The organism is Enterobacter sp. RHBSTW-00593 (assembly GCF_013784105.1).
Classification (GTDB): domain Bacteria; phylum Pseudomonadota; class Gammaproteobacteria; order Enterobacterales; family Enterobacteriaceae; genus Enterobacter; species Enterobacter ludwigii.
This window is the reverse complement of sequence record NZ_CP056393.1, coordinates 658,870-678,117: the sequence shown is the minus strand read 5'-3', so window position 1 is coordinate 678,117 and position 19,248 is coordinate 658,870. Positions and strand designations below refer to the sequence as shown.

Sequence of the window (19,248 nt, the reverse complement as noted above, 5' to 3'; positions counted from 1 at the left end):
TCAGGCCTCCAGTACCGGATCGATCTCCAGCACTTCAATATCAAAATGGACGGTGCGCCCGGCAAGCGGATGGTTGAAGTCAACGGTGATGGAGTCACCATTGATTTCGCGGATCACGCCAGGCATTTCGCTGCCATCCATAGCGGTAAAGAGCATGATCGCCCCGATTTCCGGCTCACCTGCATCCATAAACTCGCGGCGCGAGAAGTACTGAACAAGGTCCGGGCTTGGCACGCCAAACGCGGCATCCGGCTCCAGCGAAAATGCCTTTTTCTCGCCTTCTTTCAGGCCAAGCAGCTGTTGCTCAAGACCTTCAGACAGGGAGGTGTCGCCGAGACGAAACAGGGCGGGTTTGCCGTTATTGCGGGTGGATTCAGCCGTGGAGCCATCATCCAGTTTCAGCGTGAAATGAACGAGAACCGCGCTGTTGCTCTGTACGGATTTAGACATGCAAATTGCTCGCTTGTTTTGACCCACCGGTAAGAGACGGGAGGCCAGACATTCTGTAGGCCGGGGGCGCATGCGCCACCCGGCATTTACATTTAAGCCTGTTTCTTCGCGGCCGCGTTCGGCAAGAAGCCTTCCAGCACGATTAACGCCGCGCCGATGCAAATTGCGCTGTCGGCGAGGTTAAAGGTCGCAAAGTGCCAGTCGCCGACATAGAAGTCGATCATATCGACCACAAAGCCGTGCCACAGGCGATCAAACAGGTTGCCCAGCGCGCCACCGATAATCAGCGCATAGGCGATGTTATTTAGCTTTTGTGTTGCCTTCGAACGGTACATCAGCAGCGATAGCACCACACAGATACCGATAGCGATACCTGCAAAGAACCAGCGCTGCCAGCCACCGCTGTCAGCAAGGAAACTAAACGCCGCACCGTAGTTACGTGCGTAATGCAGGTTAAGCGACGGGAACAGCGACACCGTCTCCCCCAGAGCAAAATTCTGGAGGATCAGGAACTTGCTGCCCAGATCGATAATCAGCACTACCACCACCAGCCACAGCCAGCGCAGTCCTGTTGAACAGAGAGTTTTACTCATCAGGCAAACTTACGTTTCTCGCCGTCACCGGCGACGTTGCTGACACAGCGTCCGCAGATATCTGCGTGTTCCGCCACCTGGCCGACATCAGTGGTGTAATGCCAGCAACGCGGGCATTTATCACCTTCGGCTTTGCTCAGTGCGACTTTCAGTCCTTTGAGCAGTTCGCTCTGCTGTGCATCAGCAGACGCCTGGGCATAATCCGCAACTTTCGCACCGGAGGTCAACAGGACAAATCGTAATTCATCGCCCAGCGCCGTCAGTTTCGCCGCCAGCTCTGGCTCGGCGTACAGGGTAACTGCCGCTTCCAGCGAGCCGCCGACTTTCTTGTCTGCACGCGCCTGCTCGATAACCTTGTTCACTTCGCCACGCACTTTCAGCAGATCGTCCCAGAAGGCATCGTTCATCGCTTCGGTGCTGGAGAGATCGAACAGACCTTCATACCACTCGCCGGTGAAGACATACTTCTCACGGTCGCCTGGCAGGTAACCCCAGATTTCATCTGCGGTGAAGGACATGATCGGTGCCATCCAGCGAACCAGCGCTTCTGCGATGTGGAACAGCGCAGTCTGGCAGCTACGACGCGCCACGCTGTCCGCTTTCGCGGTGTACTGGCGGTCTTTGATGATGTCGAGGTAGAACGAGCCCATCTCGATGGAGCAGAAGCGCATCAGGCGCTGCACCACTTCGTGGAAATCATAAGATTCGTAAGCCTTCAGGATATCTTCCTGTGCCGCTTTCGCGCAGCCTACCGCCCAGCGATCCAGCACCACCATCTCTTCCGGCTTCACCATATCTTTTACCGGATCGAACCCGTTCAGGTTCGCCAGCAGGAAGCGCGCGGTGTTACGGATACGACGATAGCTGTCGGCAGCACGTTTCAGGATCTCGTCCGACACCGCCATTTCGCCGGTATAGTCGGTAGAAGCAACCCACAGACGCAGAATGTCCGCGCCCAGTTTGTTCATCACGTCCTGCGGAGAGACGGTATTACCGATCGATTTAGACATCTTACGACCCTGACCATCCACGGTGAAACCGTGGGTCAGCACCTGGCGATACGGTGCTTTACCTTTCATGGCGGTGGAAATCATCAGCGATGACATGAACCAGCCACGGTGTTGGTCAGAACCTTCCAGATACATATCTGCCGCGTGGCCGGCAAATTCCGGACGCACGTCAACAACAGACGCGTGCGTTGAACCGGAGTCAAACCACACGTCCAGGGTATCAGGCACTTTCTCGTAGTTGTCTGCATCAGCGCCCAGGATGTCGCGGGAATCGAGATCCCACCATGCCTGAATGCCGTCAACTTCTACACGCTTCGCGACTTCTTCCATCAGTGCCAGGGTGTTCGGGTGCAGTTCCTGTGTCTCTTTGTGCACGAACAGAGACATTGGTACGCCCCAGGTACGCTGACGGGAGATACACCAGTCAGGACGGTTAGCGACCATGGATTCGATACGCGCCTGACCCCAGTCCGGGATCCACTGCACGCCTTTGATCTCTTTCAGGGACTGCTCGCGCAGGCCTTTCTGATCCATGCTGATGAACCACTGTGGGGTCGCACGGAAGATGATCGGTGATTTGTGACGCCAGCAGCACGGATAGCTGTGCTGCATTTTCTCAACGTGCAGCAGCGCGCCGCTGGTGCGCAGCATGTCAACGATGATGTCGTTCGCTTTGAAGACGTTGATACCGTCCAGCGCCGGGTAGGTGCCAGGCAGGTAAGAGCCGTCAGGACCCACCGGGTTCGCGATTTCAAGACCGTATTTCAGGCTGATGTTGTAGTCGTCAGGACCGTGGCCACCGGCGGTATGTACCGCACCGGTACCCGCATCCAGCGTCACGTGATCGCCCAGGATCGCCGGCACATCGAAGTCCAGGAACGGGTGTTTGAAGCGCATCAGCTCCAGCGCGTCACCTTTCACGGTGCCCAGCACGGTGTAGTCGGCGATGTTCGCGCGTTTCAGCACGCTTTCGACCAGATCTTTCGCCAGGATCAGCGCCTGACCGTCAACCTGCACCAGCGCGTACTCGAACTCACCGGACAGGGAGATCGCGCGGTTTGCTGGCAGCGTCCACGGGGTGGTGGTCCAGATAACCAGCGAGATGGGGCCGTTGACAGAGGTCACGCCAAATTTGGCTTTCACCGCCTCCTGATCGACCGCGTGGAAGGCCACATCGATTGACGGAGAGGTTTTGTCGTAATACTCCACTTCCGCTTCTGCAAGCGCAGAACGGCAGTCCACGCACCAGTGCACCGGCTTCGCGCCTTTGTGCAGATGGCCGTTACCGATGATTTTACCCAGCGCACGGATGATGTTGGCTTCGGTTTTGAAGTCCATGGTCAGGTACGGACGTGACCAGTCACCCAGCACGCCCAGGCGGATAAAGTCCTGACGCTGACCGTCAACCTGCGTAGCCGCGTATTCGCGACATTTTGCGCGGAATTCTGCCGCGGTGAACTTCTCACCCGGCTTACCAAACTCTTGCTCAACTTTCAGTTCGATTGGCAGACCATGGCAGTCCCAGCCCGGAACGTAAGGCGAATCATATCCCGCGAGGCCTTTGGACTTCACGATAATGTCTTTCAGAATCTTGTTTACAGAGTGACCAATATGAATGCTGCCATTCGCATATGGAGGGCCATCATGCAGAATGAAGGTTTTTTTGCCTTTTTTGGCTGCACGGATGATGCCGTACAGGTCATCATCGGTCCAACGCGCCAGCATTCCCGGTTCGCGCTTGGCGAGATCGCCGCGCATCGGGAACCCTGTTTCCGGCAAATTCAGGGTTGATTTATAGTCACTCATCAGATTCTCGGTTCCGTATTTTTCACGTAGGCATTTAAGCCGGGTTTACTCGCCCAAAAAACTCGCGGGCCGTTAATTCATCTCGCGCGATTTGCGCCTTTAGTTCATCCAGCGAAGCAAATCGCTGCTCATTGCGTATTTTTTTACGCAGTATCACATCTATATGGCGACCATAAAGGTCCATTACAACGTCCAGCAGGTGCACTTCTAATTGTTGACGGACACCGGCGACTGTAGGACGTGTGCCAATATTGGCGACACCGAAATACGGTTTATCGCCCAGACCAGCCACTTCCACCGCATATACCCCTTTAACCGGGGAGACCTGACGACGTAGCGGTATATTCGCCGTCGGGAAACCTATGGTGCGGCCCAGCGCATCGCCATGAACCACACGGCCTGAAATGCTAAACGGATGTCCCAGCAGCGTTTCCGCCGTATCCAGTTCATCGTTGGCCAGCGCTTGACGCACCGCAGTGCTGCTAACCCGGACGCCGCCTTCGCAAAAGGTCATTGCGCTGGTGACATCAAAGCCGTACTCGAGGCCAGCCTTCTGTAATAGCAAGAAATCGCCCTGACGACCAGCGCCAAAGCGGAAATCATCACCCACGGCCAGAAACTGCACGCCAAGGCGCCTGACCAGCAGGTCACTGACGAAATTTTGTGCTGTGAGCGCGGCAAAGCGGCGATCGAAACGCACGCACAATACGTAGTCCACCCCGGACTCTGCCAGGTAGCGCAACTTCTCGCGCAGGCGAGTGAGGCGAGCCGGTGATTTATCGCCGGCAAACAGCTCCAGCGGCTGCGGCTCAAAAATCATCACTACAACGGGCAGGCCACGCGCCTCCCCTTCTTTACGCAATCCCTGCAGCAGCGCCTGATGACCACGATGCACGCCGTCGAAATTACCAATGGTCAGCACGCACCCGTGCGGTGCTCTGCTGAGATTATGTATGCCGCGTATCAGCTTCATGTCTGGCTCAAAACAGTGAAAATCGCCAAAGTATACCTTGTACAGCGGTTAAGGTTAACCGGCGATTGTTCGCGCAAAACAGAAAGCCGTAATGATTTCATCAGGCTGACCTTTCACAGCAAAAAAATCTGCCCGTGAACTGCGTTTTTTGTGCCGAAAAGCTGTATTCACGAGCGACAAGCTGGTAGAATCCTGCGCCATCACTACGTAACGTAGCGTCGCCAATCAACGGCGCTTATTTGCACAAATCCATTGACAAAAGAAGGTATAGAGGGCATATTCCTCGGCCTTTGAATTGTCCACATAGATCATATTTGGGAGTTGGACCTTGGCTAATATCAAATCAGCTAAGAAACGTGCTATCCAGTCTGAAAAGGCTCGTAAGCACAATGCAAGCCGTCGCTCTATGATGCGTACTTTCATCAAGAAAGTATACGCAGCTATCGAAGCTGGCGACAAAGCTGCTGCGCAGAACGCATTTAATGAAATGCAACCAATCGTGGATCGTCAGGCTGCTAAAGGTCTGATCCACAAAAACAAAGCAGCGCGTCATAAAGCAAACCTGACCGCGCAGATCAACAAACTGGCTTAATCGCCACTTGTTGTTGCTTGTTTTAAAAGAACCCGCTTAACGCGGGTTTTTTTATATCTTCAGATTGCCGGTGGCGTAAACAGCGCCGAGTAGTCGCGGTTACAGATGCGCTGTACCGCTGGGTGTTGAATCATCCTTTCTGCAAATATCGCGTGATACTCCTCCATCACGTTATCGACCCGGCCAATCTCCGTAATCTTGTTATCTGAATAGAGATCGTGAACGTACAGCGTCGGTGCAACGAAGATGGCGTTATGCGCCTCACCAAAGGCTTTCATTAGCGCAGCATCGTCAAACTCGCCGAGGATCTCCACCTTCAGTCCCTGAGAGTTAAACCAGTTCAGCAGTTTGCGCCCAAGCATGGAGCGCCGGCCTGGCACCAGCAAACGACGCTCCTCCAGACAGGCAGGAAACGGTTTTTCCGGCGGCGGGTTAATGCACCAGAAGCTGACCCCGCATTCGCCAATCTTCACCGAGAACAGCCCTTCCTGCTGCGTAGAGTCGATCGGGCAGTCCGAGATAATCATATCCAGCTTATGCTGGCTCAGCTGCTCCAGCAGCATCTCGTGCGTGGACTCAAAACAGCGCAGGTGGATTTGCTCATCTTCGACCACCGCCGCATCCAGCACGCCGCTGACCAGCCGTTTTGACAACGCATCCGCCACGCCGACGTCAAAGAGCAGGTTTGACTCTTTGCGGTAGTTAACGATATCCAGCATCTCCTGGCTTAAGGTGAACATCTTATCCGCGTAGCGGAAAACCAGTTCGCCCAGCTCACTTGGCTCAATCCCACGGCCCTTGCGCTTAAAGAGCTTGCCCTGCAGCCGCTCTTCCAGCGCTTTGATTTGCCCGGTGATGGTCTGCGGCGTCAGGTAGAGCGCCTCTGCCGCCCCCACGACCGAGCCCTGCTTATAGACGTGCCAGAAGTAGTAAAGGTGGTTGTAATTCAAATGAGACATCGTGTCTTCGCTCCCTGATCGTGTAGCGGGAGAAGGTGTTCTTCTCCCGGTTTCCTGTTATGCCTGAACGACCGGTCCGGACAGTTTGACCTTCAATAAGGTATAGCCAGTGACTGCGGCCAGTAACGATCCGATAAGGATGCCCAGCTTCGCCCAGACGATAAGCTCAGGCGCATGGGCACCAAAAGCCAGCGTTGAGATAAAGATCGACATGGTAAACCCAATGCCGCACAGCACGCCCACCGCCATGATCTGCTTAAACGTGGTACCGTGCGGCAGTGACGCCAGCTTCAGCTTCAGCGCCAGCCAGCAGAACAGGCTAATGCCCAGCGGCTTACCAATAAACAGTCCGGCAATAATGCCCAGCGGCAACATTGAGGTCAGTCCCTCAAGGGTTACCCCTTCTAGCGAAACGCCTGCATTAGCGAAAGCAAACAGCGGCAGGATCATAAAGGCGACCCACGGGTGCAATACATGCTCCAGCTGTTTGGCAGGCGATTTCCCCTCCTGCGGCTTAAGCGGAACGAAGAAGCCGACGATGACCCCGGCGAGCGTAGCGTGCACGCCTGATTTCAGTACCGCGGTCCACAGCACCATCCCCACCAGCACGTAGATCCCGATGCGGCGCACGTTGCAAATGTTCAACAGCGCCAGTACCGCAATCGCTCCTGCGGCAACGCTCAACGACAGGATCGACAGGTCGCTGGTGTAGAACAGCGCAATAATGACAATCGCGCCCAGGTCATCAATGATCGCCAGCGCCATCATGAAGATTTTCAGTGCCACCGGCACGCGGCTTCCCAGCAAGGCCAGCACACCCAGGGCAAACGCGATATCCGTTGCCGCCGGAATGGCCCAGCCGTGACGCGATACCGGATCCTGCCAGGTGAACGCCAGGAAGAGCAACGCCGGAATGACCATCCCCCCGAATGCGGCAATCACCGGGAACGCGGCACGCTGACGGCTGGCAAGCGAGCCCAGGACCAGCTCACGCTTAACCTCCAGCCCTACCAGCAGGAAAAACACGGCCATCAGTGCATCGTTGATCCACAGCAGCATGTTCTTGTTAATTTCCAGCGCCCCGACTTTCAGCTCGACGGGAGTTTCCAGAAACGCGTGGTAAAAGTCGCGTGTGAAACCCATATTGGCCAGCGCCATCGCGGCCGCAGCGGCAATAATCAGGATGATGCCGCCTGATGCTTCACTGCTAAAAAAACGGTGTATTAATTTCACGTAGGCTCTCTCTTACAGCAATACTTCGGTAAAACCATAATACCAGGCCAAACAGCTCGGCAAAAGCAGATTAATGTTGAGTATATATTCAGTTTTACCGAATGATAGCCATGAGGACAGCTACAAAAAGAAAAAGCCCGAAATCGCTTCCGGGCTTTTTGAGATGAACACCAGCTAACGGATCAGCGGGTCAAATCGTCGAAGAATTTTTTGACGCCATCGAAGAAGCTTTTGGAGCGCGGGCTGTTTTTCTCACCCGTCGGGCCGCCAAAACTTTCCTGCAGCTCTTTCAGCAGCTGTTTCTGCTTGTCGTTCAGGCCAACCGGGGTTTCAACCACCACGCGGCACAGCAGGTCGCCCTGCGCACCACCGCGAACGGATTTAACACCTTTACCACGCATGCGGAACAGCTTGCCGGTCTGGGTTTCGCCTGGAACCTTCAGATTGACGCGACCATCAAGCGTTGGCACTTCAATTTCGCCACCGAGTGCCGCCATGGCGAAGTTGATGGGCACTTCACAGTACAGGTTGTTGCCTTCACGCTCAAAGATGGCGTGCTGCTTGACCTGAACCTGAACGTACAGATCGCCTGCCGGTGCACCGTGCTCGCCGGCCTCACCTTCACCTGCCAGACGGATACGGTCGCCCGTGTCCACGCCTGCCGGGATTTTAACGGACAGCGTCTTGGTTTTCTCAACGCGACCATGACCGTGGCATTTTGTGCAGGGGTCTTTAATCAGCGTACCGCGACCATGACAGTGCGGACACGCCTGCTGCACGGCGAAGAAGCCCTGACGCATCTGTACCTGACCGGAACCGTGACAGGTTGGACAGGTTTGCGGCTGGGTGCCTGCTTTCGCGCCGCTGCCGTGGCAAACGTCACACTCTTCCAGCGTCGGAATACGGATCTCTTTAGTGACGCCGCGTACGGCCTCTTCCAGCGTCAGATCCATGTTGTAGCGCAGGTCGGCGCCGCGCGCCGCGCGCTGACGGCCACGACCGCCGCCAAAAATGTCGCCGAAAACATCGCCAAAGATATCGCTGAAGTCAGCGCCGCCGCCAAAGCCGCCGCCACCGAAACCACCGCCGCCCATGCCGCCTTGTTCGAAGGCTGCGTGGCCGTACTGGTCATAGGCCGCACGTTTCTGTGCATCGGTCAGGACTTCGTAGGCTTCTTTGATCTCTTTAAATTTGGCTTCAGCCTCTTTGTCACCCTGGTTGCGGTCCGGGTGGAATTTCATGGCCAGGCGCTTATACGCCTTTTTGATTTCACGCTCTTCCGCAGTTTTCGGAACGCCTAAAATCTCGTAATAGTCTTGCTTTGCCATTGGTTTTTTTAAGCCCCTTAACATGCGAGCACGGGCGTGGAGAGTTCTCCTACGCCCGTGCCGATTAATTACCCTGCATCAGGGCGATTATTTTTTGTCTTTCACTTCTTCGAACTCAGCGTCGACAACGTCGTCGTCTTTCGCGTTGTTCTGAGAAGCGTCAGCGCCAGCCTGCTGTTGGGCGTGCTGCTGCTGAGCGATTTCCATCAGCTTCTGAGAAGCCTGTGCCAGCTCCTGCATCTTCGCTTCGATATCCGCTTTGTCTTCGCCTTTCAGAGACGTTTCCAGCGCGCTCAGTGCAGCTTCGATAGCCGTTTTGTCTTCAGCTGGCAGTTTATCGCCGGCTTCTTCAACCTGCTTACGGGTGCTGTGCAGCAGATGGTCGCCCTGGTTGCGGGTCTGAACCAGCTCTTCGAACTTACGGTCAGATTCCGCGTTCGCTTCTGCTTCACGAACCATTTTCTGGATCTCTTCTTCGTTCAGACCGGAAGAGGCCTTAATGGTGATCTTCTGCTCTTTACCGCTGTTTTTGTCTTTCGCGGAAACGTGCAGGATACCATCAGCATCGATATCGAAGGTTACTTCGATCTGCGGCATACCGCGTGGCGCCGGGTTGATGCCATCCAGGTTGAACTGACCCAGTGACTTGTTATCCGCCGCACGCTTACGCTCACCCTGCAGCACATGGATGGTTACTGCAGACTGGTTGTCTTCAGCAGTAGAGAACACCTGGCTGTGCTTAGTAGGGATAGTGGTGTTTTTGGTGATAAGCGCCGTCATCACACCGCCCATGGTTTCGATACCCAGAGACAGCGGGGTAACGTCCAGCAGCAGAACGTCTTTCACATCACCCGTCAACACACCACCCTGAACAGCAGCACCGATAGCCACTGCTTCGTCCGGGTTAACGTCTTTACGTGGCTCTTTACCAAAGAATTCAGCCACTTTCTTCTGAACCATTGGCATACGGGTCTGGCCACCGACGAGGATAACGTCGTTGATATCAGACACGGACAGGCCAGCATCCTGCAGAGCAACTTTCAGTGGCTCGATGGAACGGTTCACCAGGTCTTCTACCAGGCTTTCCAGTTTCGCACGGGTCACTTTAATGTTCATGTGTTTAGGACCGGTCGCGTCTGCAGTGATATACGGCAGGTTCACGTCGGTCTGCTGAGCGGAAGACAGTTCGATCTTCGCTTTCTCAGCGGCTTCTTTCAGGCGCTGCATTGCCAGCGGGTCGTTACGCAGGTCAATGCCCTGATCTTTCTTAAACTCGTCAACGAGGTAGTTGATCAGACGGGTATCGAAGTCTTCACCACCCAGGTGGGTATCACCGTTGGTTGCCAGAACTTCGAAGGTTTTTTCGCCATCAACTTCGTCGATTTCGATAATAGAGATATCGAAAGTACCACCACCCAGGTCGTAAACCGCGATAGTACGGTTGCCAACTTCTTTATCCAGACCGTAAGCCAGTGCCGCTGCGGTTGGTTCGTTGATGATACGTTTTACTTCCAGACCTGCGATACGGCCAGCATCTTTCGTTGCCTGACGCTGAGCATCGTTGAAGTAAGCAGGAACGGTGATAACAGCTTCAGTTACCGGTTCACCCAGGTAATCTTCTGCGGTTTTCTTCATTTTTTTCAGCACTTCAGCAGAGATCTGCGGTGGTGCCGTTTTGGTGCCTTTCACATCAAGCCATGCATCGCCGTTATCTGCTGCGATGATTTTGTAAGGCATGATAGAAACGTCACGCTGAACTTCTTCGTCCTGGAAGCGGCGGCCAATCAGGCGTTTAATCGCAAACAGGGTATTTTGCGGGTTTGTCACTGCCTGACGTTTAGCCGGCTGACCAACCAGAGTTTCACCATCCTGGGTATAAGCAATGATAGAAGGCGTGGTGCGATCGCCCTCGGCGTTCTCCAGCACGCGTGCGGTAGTGCCATCCATAATCGCTACACAAGAGTTGGTAGTACCCAGGTCGATACCAATAATTTTACCCATCTAAACGTCTCCACTTAAAATTCAGTCAACATGTGGTTGTGTACCTGTAATAAGGGCAGAACGTGCTTTTTCAACTGCCCACAATTGATTTTTTTCAGGTCCACACACTGCGGTTGACTACAAGATGGGGTCGCGCCAGCGTCCATCAAGGGGGAACGGTAAAAAAAATTTTTAATTTCACCCTGATGAGATCATAGACGGCATTGATTGCGCCCATTATGATGCCGCGCCCCGTCAGGGAGAACTGACGCGGGTTTAACCATTTCACCATATTAATGATGATTTTTTTGAGGACTTATGGGCAACACTAAGTTGGCTAATCCGGCTCCGCTGGGCCTGATGGGTTTTGGCATGACCACTATCCTGCTGAACCTGCACAACATCGGAATGTTCCCGATGGATGGCATTATCCTGGCGATGGGCATTTTTTACGGCGGTATCGCGCAAATCTTCGCGGGCCTGCTGGAATATAAGAAAGGCAACACCTTCGGCTTAACCGCATTCACCTCTTATGGTTCTTTCTGGCTGACCCTGGTCGCGATCCTGCTGATGCCTAAAATGGGCCTGGCAGACGCGGCAAACGCACATTTCCTGGGCGTTTACCTTGGTCTGTGGGGCGTCTTCACGCTGTTTATGTTCTTCGGCACCCTGAAAGGCAACCGCGCACTGCAGTTTGTTTTCCTGAGCCTGACCGTGCTGTTCGCCCTGCTGGCGATCGGCCACCTCGTGGATAACGAAAGCATCGTGCATATTGCCGGCTGGATTGGTCTGGTGTGCGGCGCAAGCGCTATCTACCTGGCAATGGGTGAAGTGCTGAACGAGCAGTTTGACTGCACCATCCTACCGATTGGTGAAAAACACTGATCCATCTGTCGTGTCCGCCTCGCGGGCACGACATCCCTGTTTCTGCCGAAGCCAAATGCCTAACACCAGCCCCATCACCGACAGCGCGAGCACATACCAGGCGGGAGCCATCGGGGATACTCCCATCAACACCGTGACCGCAATCGGCGTCAGCCCGCCAAAGATGGCGTAAGAGACGTTATAGGAAAAAGAGATCCCGGTGAAGCGGACCTCTGGCGGAAAAGCTCGCACCATCACATACGGCACTGCACCGACAACCCCCACGCACAGCCCGACCGTACCGTAGAGCAGGAACAGCTGTTCAGGATGGCTGCCTGCCAGGTGGTAAAACGCCCAGCTCGATGCAGCCAGCAGCAGACTGCCGATGATGAAAGTCAGGCCGGCACCGATACGATCAACGGCCAGCCCCGCGGCCAGACAGCCAAAGCAGAGCATAATGGTGGCGATACTGTTTGCCTGCAACGTTACCGCCGGCGCAAAACCGTACTGCTTTTGCAGCCATACCGGAGACATTAAGATAACGACCACGATGCCCGCCGACAGCAGCCAGGTGAGCAGCATCGACACCACAACCGCGCTCCGGTGGCGCACCACCACGGCTTTTACCGGCAACTCCTGTGCCAGCGCCTTGCGCTGCTGCATCTCAAGGAAAATCGGTGTCTCCTGCAGCCAGCGGCGAAGATACATCGCCACCAGGCCAAACGCCCCGCCGAGCAGGAACGGTACGCGCCATCCCCAGTCGTGAACCGCCTGTTGCGTCATGCTGGTATTCACGATAGTGGCCACCACTGAACCGAGGAGGATACCGACAGTCAGCCCCGCCGTTAAGGTTCCACAGGCGATGCCGATGCGGCGCGCCGGCACATGCTCCGCCACGAACACCCAGGCCCCCGGCACTTCGCCGCCAATCGCCGCCCCCTGAAGAATGCGCATCAGCAACAGCAGCAGCGGAGCAACAATGCCCATTGAGGCGTAAGTGGGCAGCAGACCAATGGCCAGCGTCGGCACGGCCATCAGTAAAATGCTGAGCGTGAACATCTTCTTACGCCCGACCAGGTCACCAAAGTGGGCCATCACGATGCCACCCAGCGGTCGTGCCAGATACCCGGCGGCAAAAATGCCGAAGGTTTGCACCTGGCGCAACCACTCCGGGATATCTGCCGGGAAGAAAAGCTCCCCCACCACGGCGGCGAAGAAGACGAAGATGATAAAGTCGTAAAACTCCAGCGCACCGCCTAAGGCCGCGAGCGTGAGGGTTTTGTAGTCCTGTCGATTCAGAGGTCGGGTGTTATGTGACATAGCGAACCATTTGGCTTGTGTTGTGGATTTATTTTTACAGCAAACGTAAAGAAAAAATTACTATACCGTAAAACCCTTACCACGCTACCGTCGCTTCAGCTAATGTCACATATTGATTAATTTCAGGAGATTGTCTCGCGACGAGCGTTTTTCGGACGAAAAGCTGCTACCACTTTCTCATCGGTCTCCACATACGGACCGTCAAGCAACTGTATACAATACGGTACACTTGCAAAAATCCCGTGCACGATCACGCTGCCATCTTCCGCTTTCAGTCCTTCAAGCGTCTCTTTGATGGACTTCGGCTGGCCCGGCAAATTCAGAATCAATGCCTGCTTGCGGATTACCCCGACCTGACGGGAGAGGATCGCCGTCGGGACAAAGTGTAGACTGATCTGGCGCATCTGCTCACCGAAGCCAGGCATCTCACGATCGGCAACCGCCAGCGTGGCATCCGGAGTGACGTCCCGACGCGCAGGTCCGGTGCCTCCCGTGGTCAATACCAGGTGGCAGCTCATCTCATCCACCAGCTCACAGAGTGTCTGTTCGATAATTGGCTGTTCGTCAGGGATCAGGCGGGTCTGGATCTCAAAGGGGGTTGTCAACGCACTGCCCAGCCATTCTTCCAGCGCGGGGATGCCTTTATCCTGATAAACACCGCTGGAGGCGCGGTCAGAAATCGACACTAAGCCGATGCGTAAGGTATTCATATCCATTCCATTCAAAAAAGTACTGATTAAAGGGAATGATACACGCAGAGGGGAAATTCAGACAGAGTACGAAAGAAGTAGCGTGACCGGGAACCCGGTCACGCAGAATGATTACAGCAGGTCGCCGATCATTTTTTCCAGTTTTTCCTGGTCGATAGCAAACTTACGGATACCGTCCGCCAGTTTATCTACAGCCATTGGATCCTGGTTATGCTGCCACAGGAACTCAGATTCAGTAATGCGCTCCGGACGCGCTTTCACTTCACCGGTGTAGGATAGTTTACGCTCGATAGCACCTTCGCTTTCAGCCAGCTCTTTCAGCAGTGCCGGGGCGATGGTCAGGCGGTCACAGCCAGCCAGTTCGATGATTTCACCTACGTTACGGAAGCTTGCGCCCATCACCACAGTCTCATAACCGTGCTGTTTGTAGTATTCGTAGATTTCGGTCACGGAAACGACGCCTGGATCTTCAGATGCCGCGTACTCTTTCTTATCCGTGTTGGCTTTGTACCAGTCCAGAATACGGCCAACGAATGGAGAAATCAGGTATACGCCGGCTTCCGCACATGCACGCGCCTGTGCGAAGGAGAACAGCAGCGTCAGGTTACAGTTGATACCGTCTTTTTCCAGCTGTTCAGCTGCACGAATACCCTGCCAGGTCGACGCCAGTTTGATCAGGATGCGGTCATTGCTGATGCCGGCATCGTTGTACATTTTGATCAGACGTTTTGCTTTGGCGATAGACGCTTCGGTGTCGTAGGAGAGACGTGCGTCAACTTCGGTAGAGATGCGGCCAGGAACCAGTTTCAGAATTTCCAGACCAATGTTCACGGCCAGTTTATCAGTGGCATCAACAACCTGCTGCGCGCGGTCGTTGCTCTGTGCTTTCGCCCAGGTCACTGCGTCGTCAATCAGTTTGCGATACTCAGGGATCTGTGCGGCGTTAAGGATCAGAGAAGGGTTGGTGGTGGCATCCTGCGGCTGGTACAGCTTCATTGCCGCGATATCTCCGGTGTCAGCTACGACAGTGGTGAACTGACGAAGGGAGGTCAATTTATCCGTCATGATAGTGTTTCTCTTTTAACGTGCCCTGGATAATTCACGCTACCGACAGCATGCCTGCAGCGGAAAAATGACAGGTTTACTTGTTAGGGGGATGTAACCGGTCTGCCCTGATGATAACACGACGGAGGGGTAGCGCAACCGCAGACAGTGCGCTTAGACAGAGTATGATAAACTCAGAATATTAACAGGCTGCTAAGTAACAGCATGTCCAATCAGTGGTAGCGCTTACATATTCATTTTGGCATCAACAAGAGGGACGTTAATGCCTGATTTCCTTTTCTTTATTAATGAAGTCCTTTGGGGTTCGATAATGATATACCTGCTGCTGGGTGCAGGTATTTGGTTTACGCTACGCAGCGGGTTTATCCAGTTTCGTTATATTCGCAAATTTGGCAGAAGTCTGAAAAACAGCGTCACGCCCCAGCCGGGCGGATTAACCTCTTTCCAGGCCCTCTGCACCAGCATTGCCGCACGCCTCGGCAGCGGTAATATGGCAGGGGTGGCATTGGCCATCAGCGCCGGTGGCCCGGGCGCCGTTTTCTGGATGTGGGTCACGGCGCTTATCGGGATGGCCACCTCCTTTGCCGAGAGCGCCCTCGCCCAACTCTACAAAGAAAAAGATAAAAACGGACAGTTTCGCGGCGGCCCGGCCTGGTACATGGCGCGTGGCTTAGGAATGCGCTGGATGGGCGTGCTGTTTTCGCTGTTTTTACTGCTCGCGTACGGTCTGATTTTCAATACCGTTCAGGCGAATTCTGTCGCCCATGCCTTGCGCTATGCCTTTGCGTGTCCGGAGTGGATCACCGGGCTTGTTTTAGCCCTCTGTATCCTGTTGACCATTTCGACCGGCCTAAAAGGTGTCGCCCGCCTGATGCAGTGGCTGGTGCCGGTCATGGCGCTGCTGTGGGTTGCCGCCAGCCTGTTCGTCGCCGCACGGCATATCGAGCAGGTGCCGGAAGTGATTGCAACCATCTTCAAAAGCGCATTTGGCTGGCGCGAGGCGGCATCGGGCGCACTGGGCTATACCTTCAGCCAGGCGCTGATGTCGGGCTTTCAGCGCGGAATGTTCTCCAATGAAGCCGGTATGGGGTCAACCCCCAATGCCGCAGCCGCCGCCGCGTCCTGGCCGCCTCACCCGGCGGCACAAGGCATTGTTCAGATGATTGGCGTTTTTACGGACACCATTATTATCTGTTCCGCCAGCGCCATGATCCTGCTGCTGGCTGGCCCGGTACCTCACTCATCGGAAACAGCCGGCATACAACTGCTTCAGCAGGCACTGGTGAATCTGACGGGTGGCTGGGGAGCCGGGTTTGTCTCGCTCATCCTGCTGTTATTCGCCTTCAGCTCGATTGTTGTGAATTACCTCTACGCCGAAAATAACCTTATTTTCCTGAAAGTGGACTCCCGCCGTATGATCACGCTGCTGCGCCTCGGGGTGATACTGATGGTGTTAGCAGGTTCGCTGCTCAGCATGCCGCTGGTCTGGCAACTGGCGGATGTCTTTATGGCGCTCATGGCCATCACTAACCTGACGGCGATCCTGCTGCTCTCACCCGTGGTTACGCTTATCGCACGGGACTATCTTCGTCAGCGCAAACTGGGCGTACCGCCGGTCTTTGATGCCTCGCGCTATCCCGACATCCAGGCGCAAATTGCGCCCGGCACCTGGGATGATTTGCCACGGCAATAACAGCTATCGATCAATTGAGGGCGATTTTTTGCTAAAGTCGCTCTAAATTTCCTGCAAGGACTGGATATGCTGATTCTGATTTCACCTGCTAAAACGCTCGATTACCAGAGCCCGCTCGCCACCGAGCGCTATACCCAGCCTGAACTGCTGGACTATTCGCAACAGCTGATTCACGTCGCGCGTAAGCTCTCTGCGCCACAAATTGCCTCGCTGATGAGCATCAGCGACAAACTGGCGGATCTTAACGCGACCCGTTTCCACGAGTGGCACCCGGACTTCACGCCGAACAACGCCCGCCAGGCGCTTCTGGCGTTTAAAGGTGATGTGTATACCGGCCTGCAGGCGGAAGATTTTAGCGAAGCCGATTTCGACTTCGCCCAGCAGCATCTGCGCATGTTGTCAGGTCTGTACGGCGTGCTGCGCCCGTTGGACCTGATGCAGCCGTATCGTCTGGAGATGGGTATCCGCCTGGAAAACCCTAAAGGCAAAGATCTGTACCATTTCTGGGGCGATATCATCACCGACAAACTGAACGCTGCGCTGCGTGCTCAGGGCGATAATGTGGTGATCAATCTGGCCTCCGATGAATACTACAAATCGGTGAAGCCGAAAAAGCTGGATGCGGAAATTATTAAGCCCGTTTTCCTCGATGAGAAAAACGGCAAGTTCAAGGTCATCAGCTTCTACGCCAAAAAAGCGCGTGGGTTGATGAGCCGCTACATCATTCAGAACCGCCTGACGAAGCCGGAGCAACTGACCGCCTTCAACAGCGAAGGCTACTTCTTCGATGAAGAAGCGTCAGGGAAAGGCGAACTGGTGTTTAAGCGCCACGAGCAGTAAAACAAACCCCGCCAGATGGCGGGGTTTTGCATTAATGGTGTTTCCAGTCCGGGCCAGGACGCGGGTCGTCGTGACGATCGTGATGGTGGTCATCATGATGACGATCGTGATGCTCGTCATGTGGGCGCCAGTGATTATCGCGCCAGTCATAGTGAGCCTTCCACCAGTCATGGTCGCGCCAGCGGCCACCATCCCAGTAGTGACCACGATTATCCTGATCGCCAATCTGCAGTTTTACCGCAGGGACGAGGGTGATTTCAGAGGCCTGAACCGCCATCGGAGCGACCAGCATCATTGAAAGCACCAGCAGAGCAGGTTTCAGTTTAGACATAGGTGACTCCTTATTCATTTACCCGATGTGGGCCGATGTAAGGAGAATACGTGAGGAGGACGGGGGATGTTATTCTCTGCAATCCTAATCGCTAAGTGACCGCATTTATTGGGAATTTCTGCTTTTTTACTGCTATTTTTCTCCTTAATTTCTCCATAAAAAAAGCCGGGTAAGTTTCACCTTACCCGGCCTGCATAGGGTGACAGAATCGTTATCCGCGCGTCATCATCAACTTACGCAGCGCGGCGAAATCCGCGGGCAATTCATGCGAAAGCAGCGGCAGGTCCGCACGCTCGGCCAGCTCTTTTGGCAGCGGCAGCGTTTCACCCAGAATCACTTCCACGCTCTCTTTGAACTTCGCCGGATGAGCCGTTCCCAGGAACAGGCCATACTCCCCCGGATTCAGCTGATCGCGCAGCGCACGGTAAGCGATCGCCGCATGCGGTTCAGAGGTGTACCCCGCCGCTTTCAGCTCACGCAGGGTGGCTTTGGTGGTCTCATCCGTCACCGCGGCGTAACCCAGATCGCCCAGACGCCAGACCTTACGGCGGAAAAGCTCTTCCACACGCGGCCAGTTGTTTGGCTGGCTTACGTCCATCGCATTCGAAAGCGTCGCCTGCGTGACGTTCGGCGCCCATTTACCGTCTTTCAGGAAGCGCGGCACGGTGTCGTTGGCGTTGGTGGCGGCGATAAAGCGTTTTACCGGCAGGCCGAGCGATTTCGCCAGCAGGCCCGCCGTCAGGTCACCAAAGTTGCCGCTTGGTACGGAGACGACCAGCTGATTGCGCGCCTCCTGTGGCAGCTGTGCAACCGCTTCGAAGTAGTAGCAGATCTGCGCCAGCAGACGGCTGATGTTAATGGAGTTCGCCGAGTTCAGACCCAGCGCCACTTTCAGCTCTTCATCATCGAAGGCCTGCTTGACCAGCGCCTGACAGGCATCGAAATCGCCGTCAATCGCCACGGTTTCAATGTTGCCCCCGAGCGTACAGAACAGTTTTTCCTGCAGCGGACTGATTTTGCCTTTCGGGTAGAGGATCACCACGCGAACGTTCTTCAGACCATAGAACGCATGGGCAACGGCCGCACCGGTATCGCCGGAGGTCGCCGTCAGAATCGTTACCGGTTTGTCGCCGCTGATGTGGGTCAGCATCTGCGCCATAAAGCGGCCACCGAAGTCTTTAAACGCCAAGGTTGGACCGTGGAACAGCTCAAGGCAGCCGACATCCGGCTCAACCTGCTTAACCGGTGCCGGGAAAGCGAACGCTGCACGCACGCGCTCTTCCAGCAGCTCCTGCGGGATTTCATCGCCGATAAAGGCAGAGAGAATTTTAGTGCTGCGGGTGACAAAGTCCTGCTTCAGCAGTTCATCAATGTCGGTCAGCTGAAATTCCGGCAGGTCATGGGGGAAGAACAGCCCCTGATTTTTGCCCAGTCCCTGAGTCACCGCCTGCGCGAAGCTGACCTGCTCGTTATGATCTTTAAGGTTGTAGAGTTTCATTCG

The 19,248-nt window shown here is 55.0% G+C and carries 17 protein-coding genes and 1 pseudogene; 4 read left to right on the top strand and 14 right to left on the bottom strand.

Annotated elements, in window-relative coordinates; genetic code table 11:
* From fkpB to HV242_RS24205, 5 genes and pseudogenes are all read right to left on the bottom strand, one after another.
* Entirely contained in the window at positions 1–450 is a 450-nt protein-coding gene (gene fkpB / locus HV242_RS03280) for an FKBP-type peptidyl-prolyl cis-trans isomerase (RefSeq protein WP_020882546.1), read from the bottom strand.
* A 92-nt stretch (positions 451–542) separates the two neighbouring features.
* Positions 543–1,043, bottom strand: a complete 501-nt coding sequence (gene lspA, locus HV242_RS03275) for a signal peptidase II (protein WP_020882545.1) — start codon at positions 1,041–1,043, stop codon at positions 543–545.
* Entirely contained in the window at positions 1,043–3,859 is a 2,817-nt protein-coding gene (gene ileS, locus HV242_RS03270; RefSeq protein WP_063858368.1) for an isoleucine--tRNA ligase, read from the bottom strand. The genes lspA and ileS overlap by 1 nt, the downstream gene beginning before the upstream one ends.
* A 34-nt stretch (positions 3,860–3,893) precedes the next feature.
* The gene (ribF, locus tag HV242_RS03265; protein WP_014168574.1) at positions 3,894–4,832 is read right to left on the bottom strand and encodes a bifunctional riboflavin kinase/FAD synthetase; all 939 of its coding nucleotides are present in this window, start codon (positions 4,830–4,832) and stop codon (positions 3,894–3,896) included.
* Between the two features lie 7 nt (positions 4,833–4,839).
* Positions 4,840–5,058: pseudogene (locus HV242_RS24205) on the bottom strand (DUF2575 domain-containing protein).
* Between the two features lie 102 nt (positions 5,059–5,160).
* Here HV242_RS24205 and rpsT point away from each other — a divergent pair.
* Positions 5,161–5,424, top strand: coding sequence for a 30S ribosomal protein S20 (rpsT, locus tag HV242_RS03260; RefSeq protein ID WP_008502037.1), 264 nt, complete (start codon positions 5,161–5,163; stop codon positions 5,422–5,424).
* Positions 5,425–5,483: 59 nt separating this feature from the next.
* Here the strand turns inward: rpsT and nhaR are convergent, their stop codons facing one another.
* The 4 genes from nhaR to dnaK form a co-directional block, all read right to left on the bottom strand.
* The gene (nhaR, locus tag HV242_RS03255) at positions 5,484–6,383 is read right to left on the bottom strand and encodes a transcriptional activator NhaR (protein ID WP_014168572.1); all 900 of its coding nucleotides are present in this window, start codon (positions 6,381–6,383) and stop codon (positions 5,484–5,486) included.
* Between the two features lie 57 nt (positions 6,384–6,440).
* Positions 6,441–7,616 (bottom strand): Na+/H+ antiporter NhaA, encoded by a 1,176-nt coding sequence (gene nhaA, locus HV242_RS03250; RefSeq protein ID WP_050737511.1) that lies wholly within the window; start codon positions 7,614–7,616, stop codon positions 6,441–6,443.
* A 182-nt stretch (positions 7,617–7,798) separates the two neighbouring features.
* On the bottom strand, positions 7,799–8,944 hold the full coding sequence (gene dnaJ / locus HV242_RS03245; RefSeq protein ID WP_020882543.1) for a molecular chaperone DnaJ: 1,146 nt from the start codon (positions 8,942–8,944) through the stop codon (positions 7,799–7,801).
* An 87-nt stretch (positions 8,945–9,031) separates the two neighbouring features.
* Positions 9,032–10,945 (bottom strand): molecular chaperone DnaK, encoded by a 1,914-nt coding sequence (gene dnaK, locus HV242_RS03240; protein ID WP_014168568.1) that lies wholly within the window; start codon positions 10,943–10,945, stop codon positions 9,032–9,034.
* Positions 10,946–11,242: 297 nt separating this feature from the next.
* On the opposite strand from dnaK, the gene satP reads away from it, so the two are divergent.
* The gene (satP, locus tag HV242_RS03235) at positions 11,243–11,809 is read left to right on the top strand and encodes an acetate uptake transporter (RefSeq protein ID WP_044866290.1); all 567 of its coding nucleotides are present in this window, start codon (positions 11,243–11,245) and stop codon (positions 11,807–11,809) included.
* Here satP and HV242_RS03230 read toward each other — a convergent pair.
* The 3 genes from HV242_RS03230 to tal all read right to left on the bottom strand — a co-directional run bounded on the left by HV242_RS03230 (position 11,786) and on the right by tal (position 14,883).
* Complete coding sequence (locus HV242_RS03230; RefSeq protein ID WP_032681686.1) at positions 11,786–13,108, bottom strand: MFS transporter; 1,323 nt, start codon at positions 13,106–13,108, stop codon at positions 11,786–11,788. The two genes, satP and HV242_RS03230, sit on opposite strands and share 24 nt — an antisense overlap.
* A 122-nt stretch (positions 13,109–13,230) precedes the next feature.
* Entirely contained in the window at positions 13,231–13,818 is a 588-nt protein-coding gene (gene mog, locus HV242_RS03225; protein WP_020882540.1) for a molybdopterin adenylyltransferase, read from the bottom strand.
* Between the two features lie 111 nt (positions 13,819–13,929).
* Complete coding sequence (gene tal / locus HV242_RS03220; protein ID WP_014168563.1) at positions 13,930–14,883, bottom strand: transaldolase; 954 nt, start codon at positions 14,881–14,883, stop codon at positions 13,930–13,932.
* A gap of 262 nt (positions 14,884–15,145) precedes the next feature.
* Between tal and HV242_RS03215 the strand changes: the two genes are divergently transcribed.
* Together HV242_RS03215 and yaaA are read left to right on the top strand one after the other, a co-directional pair.
* A complete protein-coding gene (locus HV242_RS03215; RefSeq protein WP_032681687.1) occupies positions 15,146–16,576 on the top strand; it encodes an alanine/glycine:cation symporter family protein in 1,431 nt (476 codons plus the stop codon).
* A 66-nt stretch (positions 16,577–16,642) separates the two neighbouring features.
* Entirely contained in the window at positions 16,643–17,416 is a 774-nt protein-coding gene (gene yaaA / locus HV242_RS03210; protein WP_014168561.1) for a peroxide stress protein YaaA, read from the top strand.
* 31 nt (positions 17,417–17,447) lie between these two features.
* Here yaaA and HV242_RS03205 read toward each other — a convergent pair whose 3' ends face one another.
* Both HV242_RS03205 and thrC read right to left on the bottom strand, forming a co-directional pair.
* A complete protein-coding gene (locus HV242_RS03205) occupies positions 17,448–17,747 on the bottom strand; it encodes a DUF2502 domain-containing protein (RefSeq protein ID WP_020882537.1) in 300 nt (99 codons plus the stop codon).
* 211 nt (positions 17,748–17,958) lie between these two features.
* Entirely contained in the window at positions 17,959–19,245 is a 1,287-nt protein-coding gene (thrC, locus tag HV242_RS03200) for a threonine synthase (protein ID WP_050737513.1), read from the bottom strand.
* Between the last annotated feature and the right edge of the window lie 3 nt (positions 19,246–19,248).

Coding starts and splice junctions, on each gene's coding strand:
- fkpB (WP_020882546.1), bottom strand. CDS start 450: ATGTCTAAATCCGTACAGAGCAACAGCGCGGTTCTCGTTCATTTCACG.
- lspA (WP_020882545.1), bottom strand. CDS start 1,043: ATGAGTAAAACTCTCTGTTCAACAGGACTGCGCTGGCTGTGGCTGGTG.
- ileS (WP_063858368.1), bottom strand. CDS start 3,859: ATGAGTGACTATAAATCAACCCTGAATTTGCCGGAAACAGGGTTCCCG.
- ribF (WP_014168574.1), bottom strand. CDS start 4,832: ATGAAGCTGATACGCGGCATACATAATCTCAGCAGAGCACCGCACGGG.
- nhaR (WP_014168572.1), bottom strand. CDS start 6,383: ATGTCTCATTTGAATTACAACCACCTTTACTACTTCTGGCACGTCTAT.
- dnaJ (WP_020882543.1), bottom strand. CDS start 8,944: ATGGCAAAGCAAGACTATTACGAGATTTTAGGCGTTCCGAAAACTGCG.
- dnaK (WP_014168568.1), bottom strand. CDS start 10,945: ATGGGTAAAATTATTGGTATCGACCTGGGTACTACCAACTCTTGTGTA.
- satP (WP_044866290.1), top strand. CDS start 11,243: ATGGGCAACACTAAGTTGGCTAATCCGGCTCCGCTGGGCCTGATGGGT.
- HV242_RS03230 (WP_032681686.1), bottom strand. CDS start 13,108: ATGTCACATAACACCCGACCTCTGAATCGACAGGACTACAAAACCCTC.
- mog (WP_020882540.1), bottom strand. CDS start 13,818: ATGAATACCTTACGCATCGGCTTAGTGTCGATTTCTGACCGCGCCTCC.
- tal (WP_014168563.1), bottom strand. CDS start 14,883: ATGACGGATAAATTGACCTCCCTTCGTCAGTTCACCACTGTCGTAGCT.
- HV242_RS03215 (WP_032681687.1), top strand. CDS start 15,146: ATGCCTGATTTCCTTTTCTTTATTAATGAAGTCCTTTGGGGTTCGATA.
- yaaA (WP_014168561.1), top strand. CDS start 16,643: ATGCTGATTCTGATTTCACCTGCTAAAACGCTCGATTACCAGAGCCCG.
- HV242_RS03205 (WP_020882537.1), bottom strand. CDS start 17,747: ATGTCTAAACTGAAACCTGCTCTGCTGGTGCTTTCAATGATGCTGGTC.
- thrC (WP_050737513.1), bottom strand. CDS start 19,245: ATGAAACTCTACAACCTTAAAGATCATAACGAGCAGGTCAGCTTCGCG.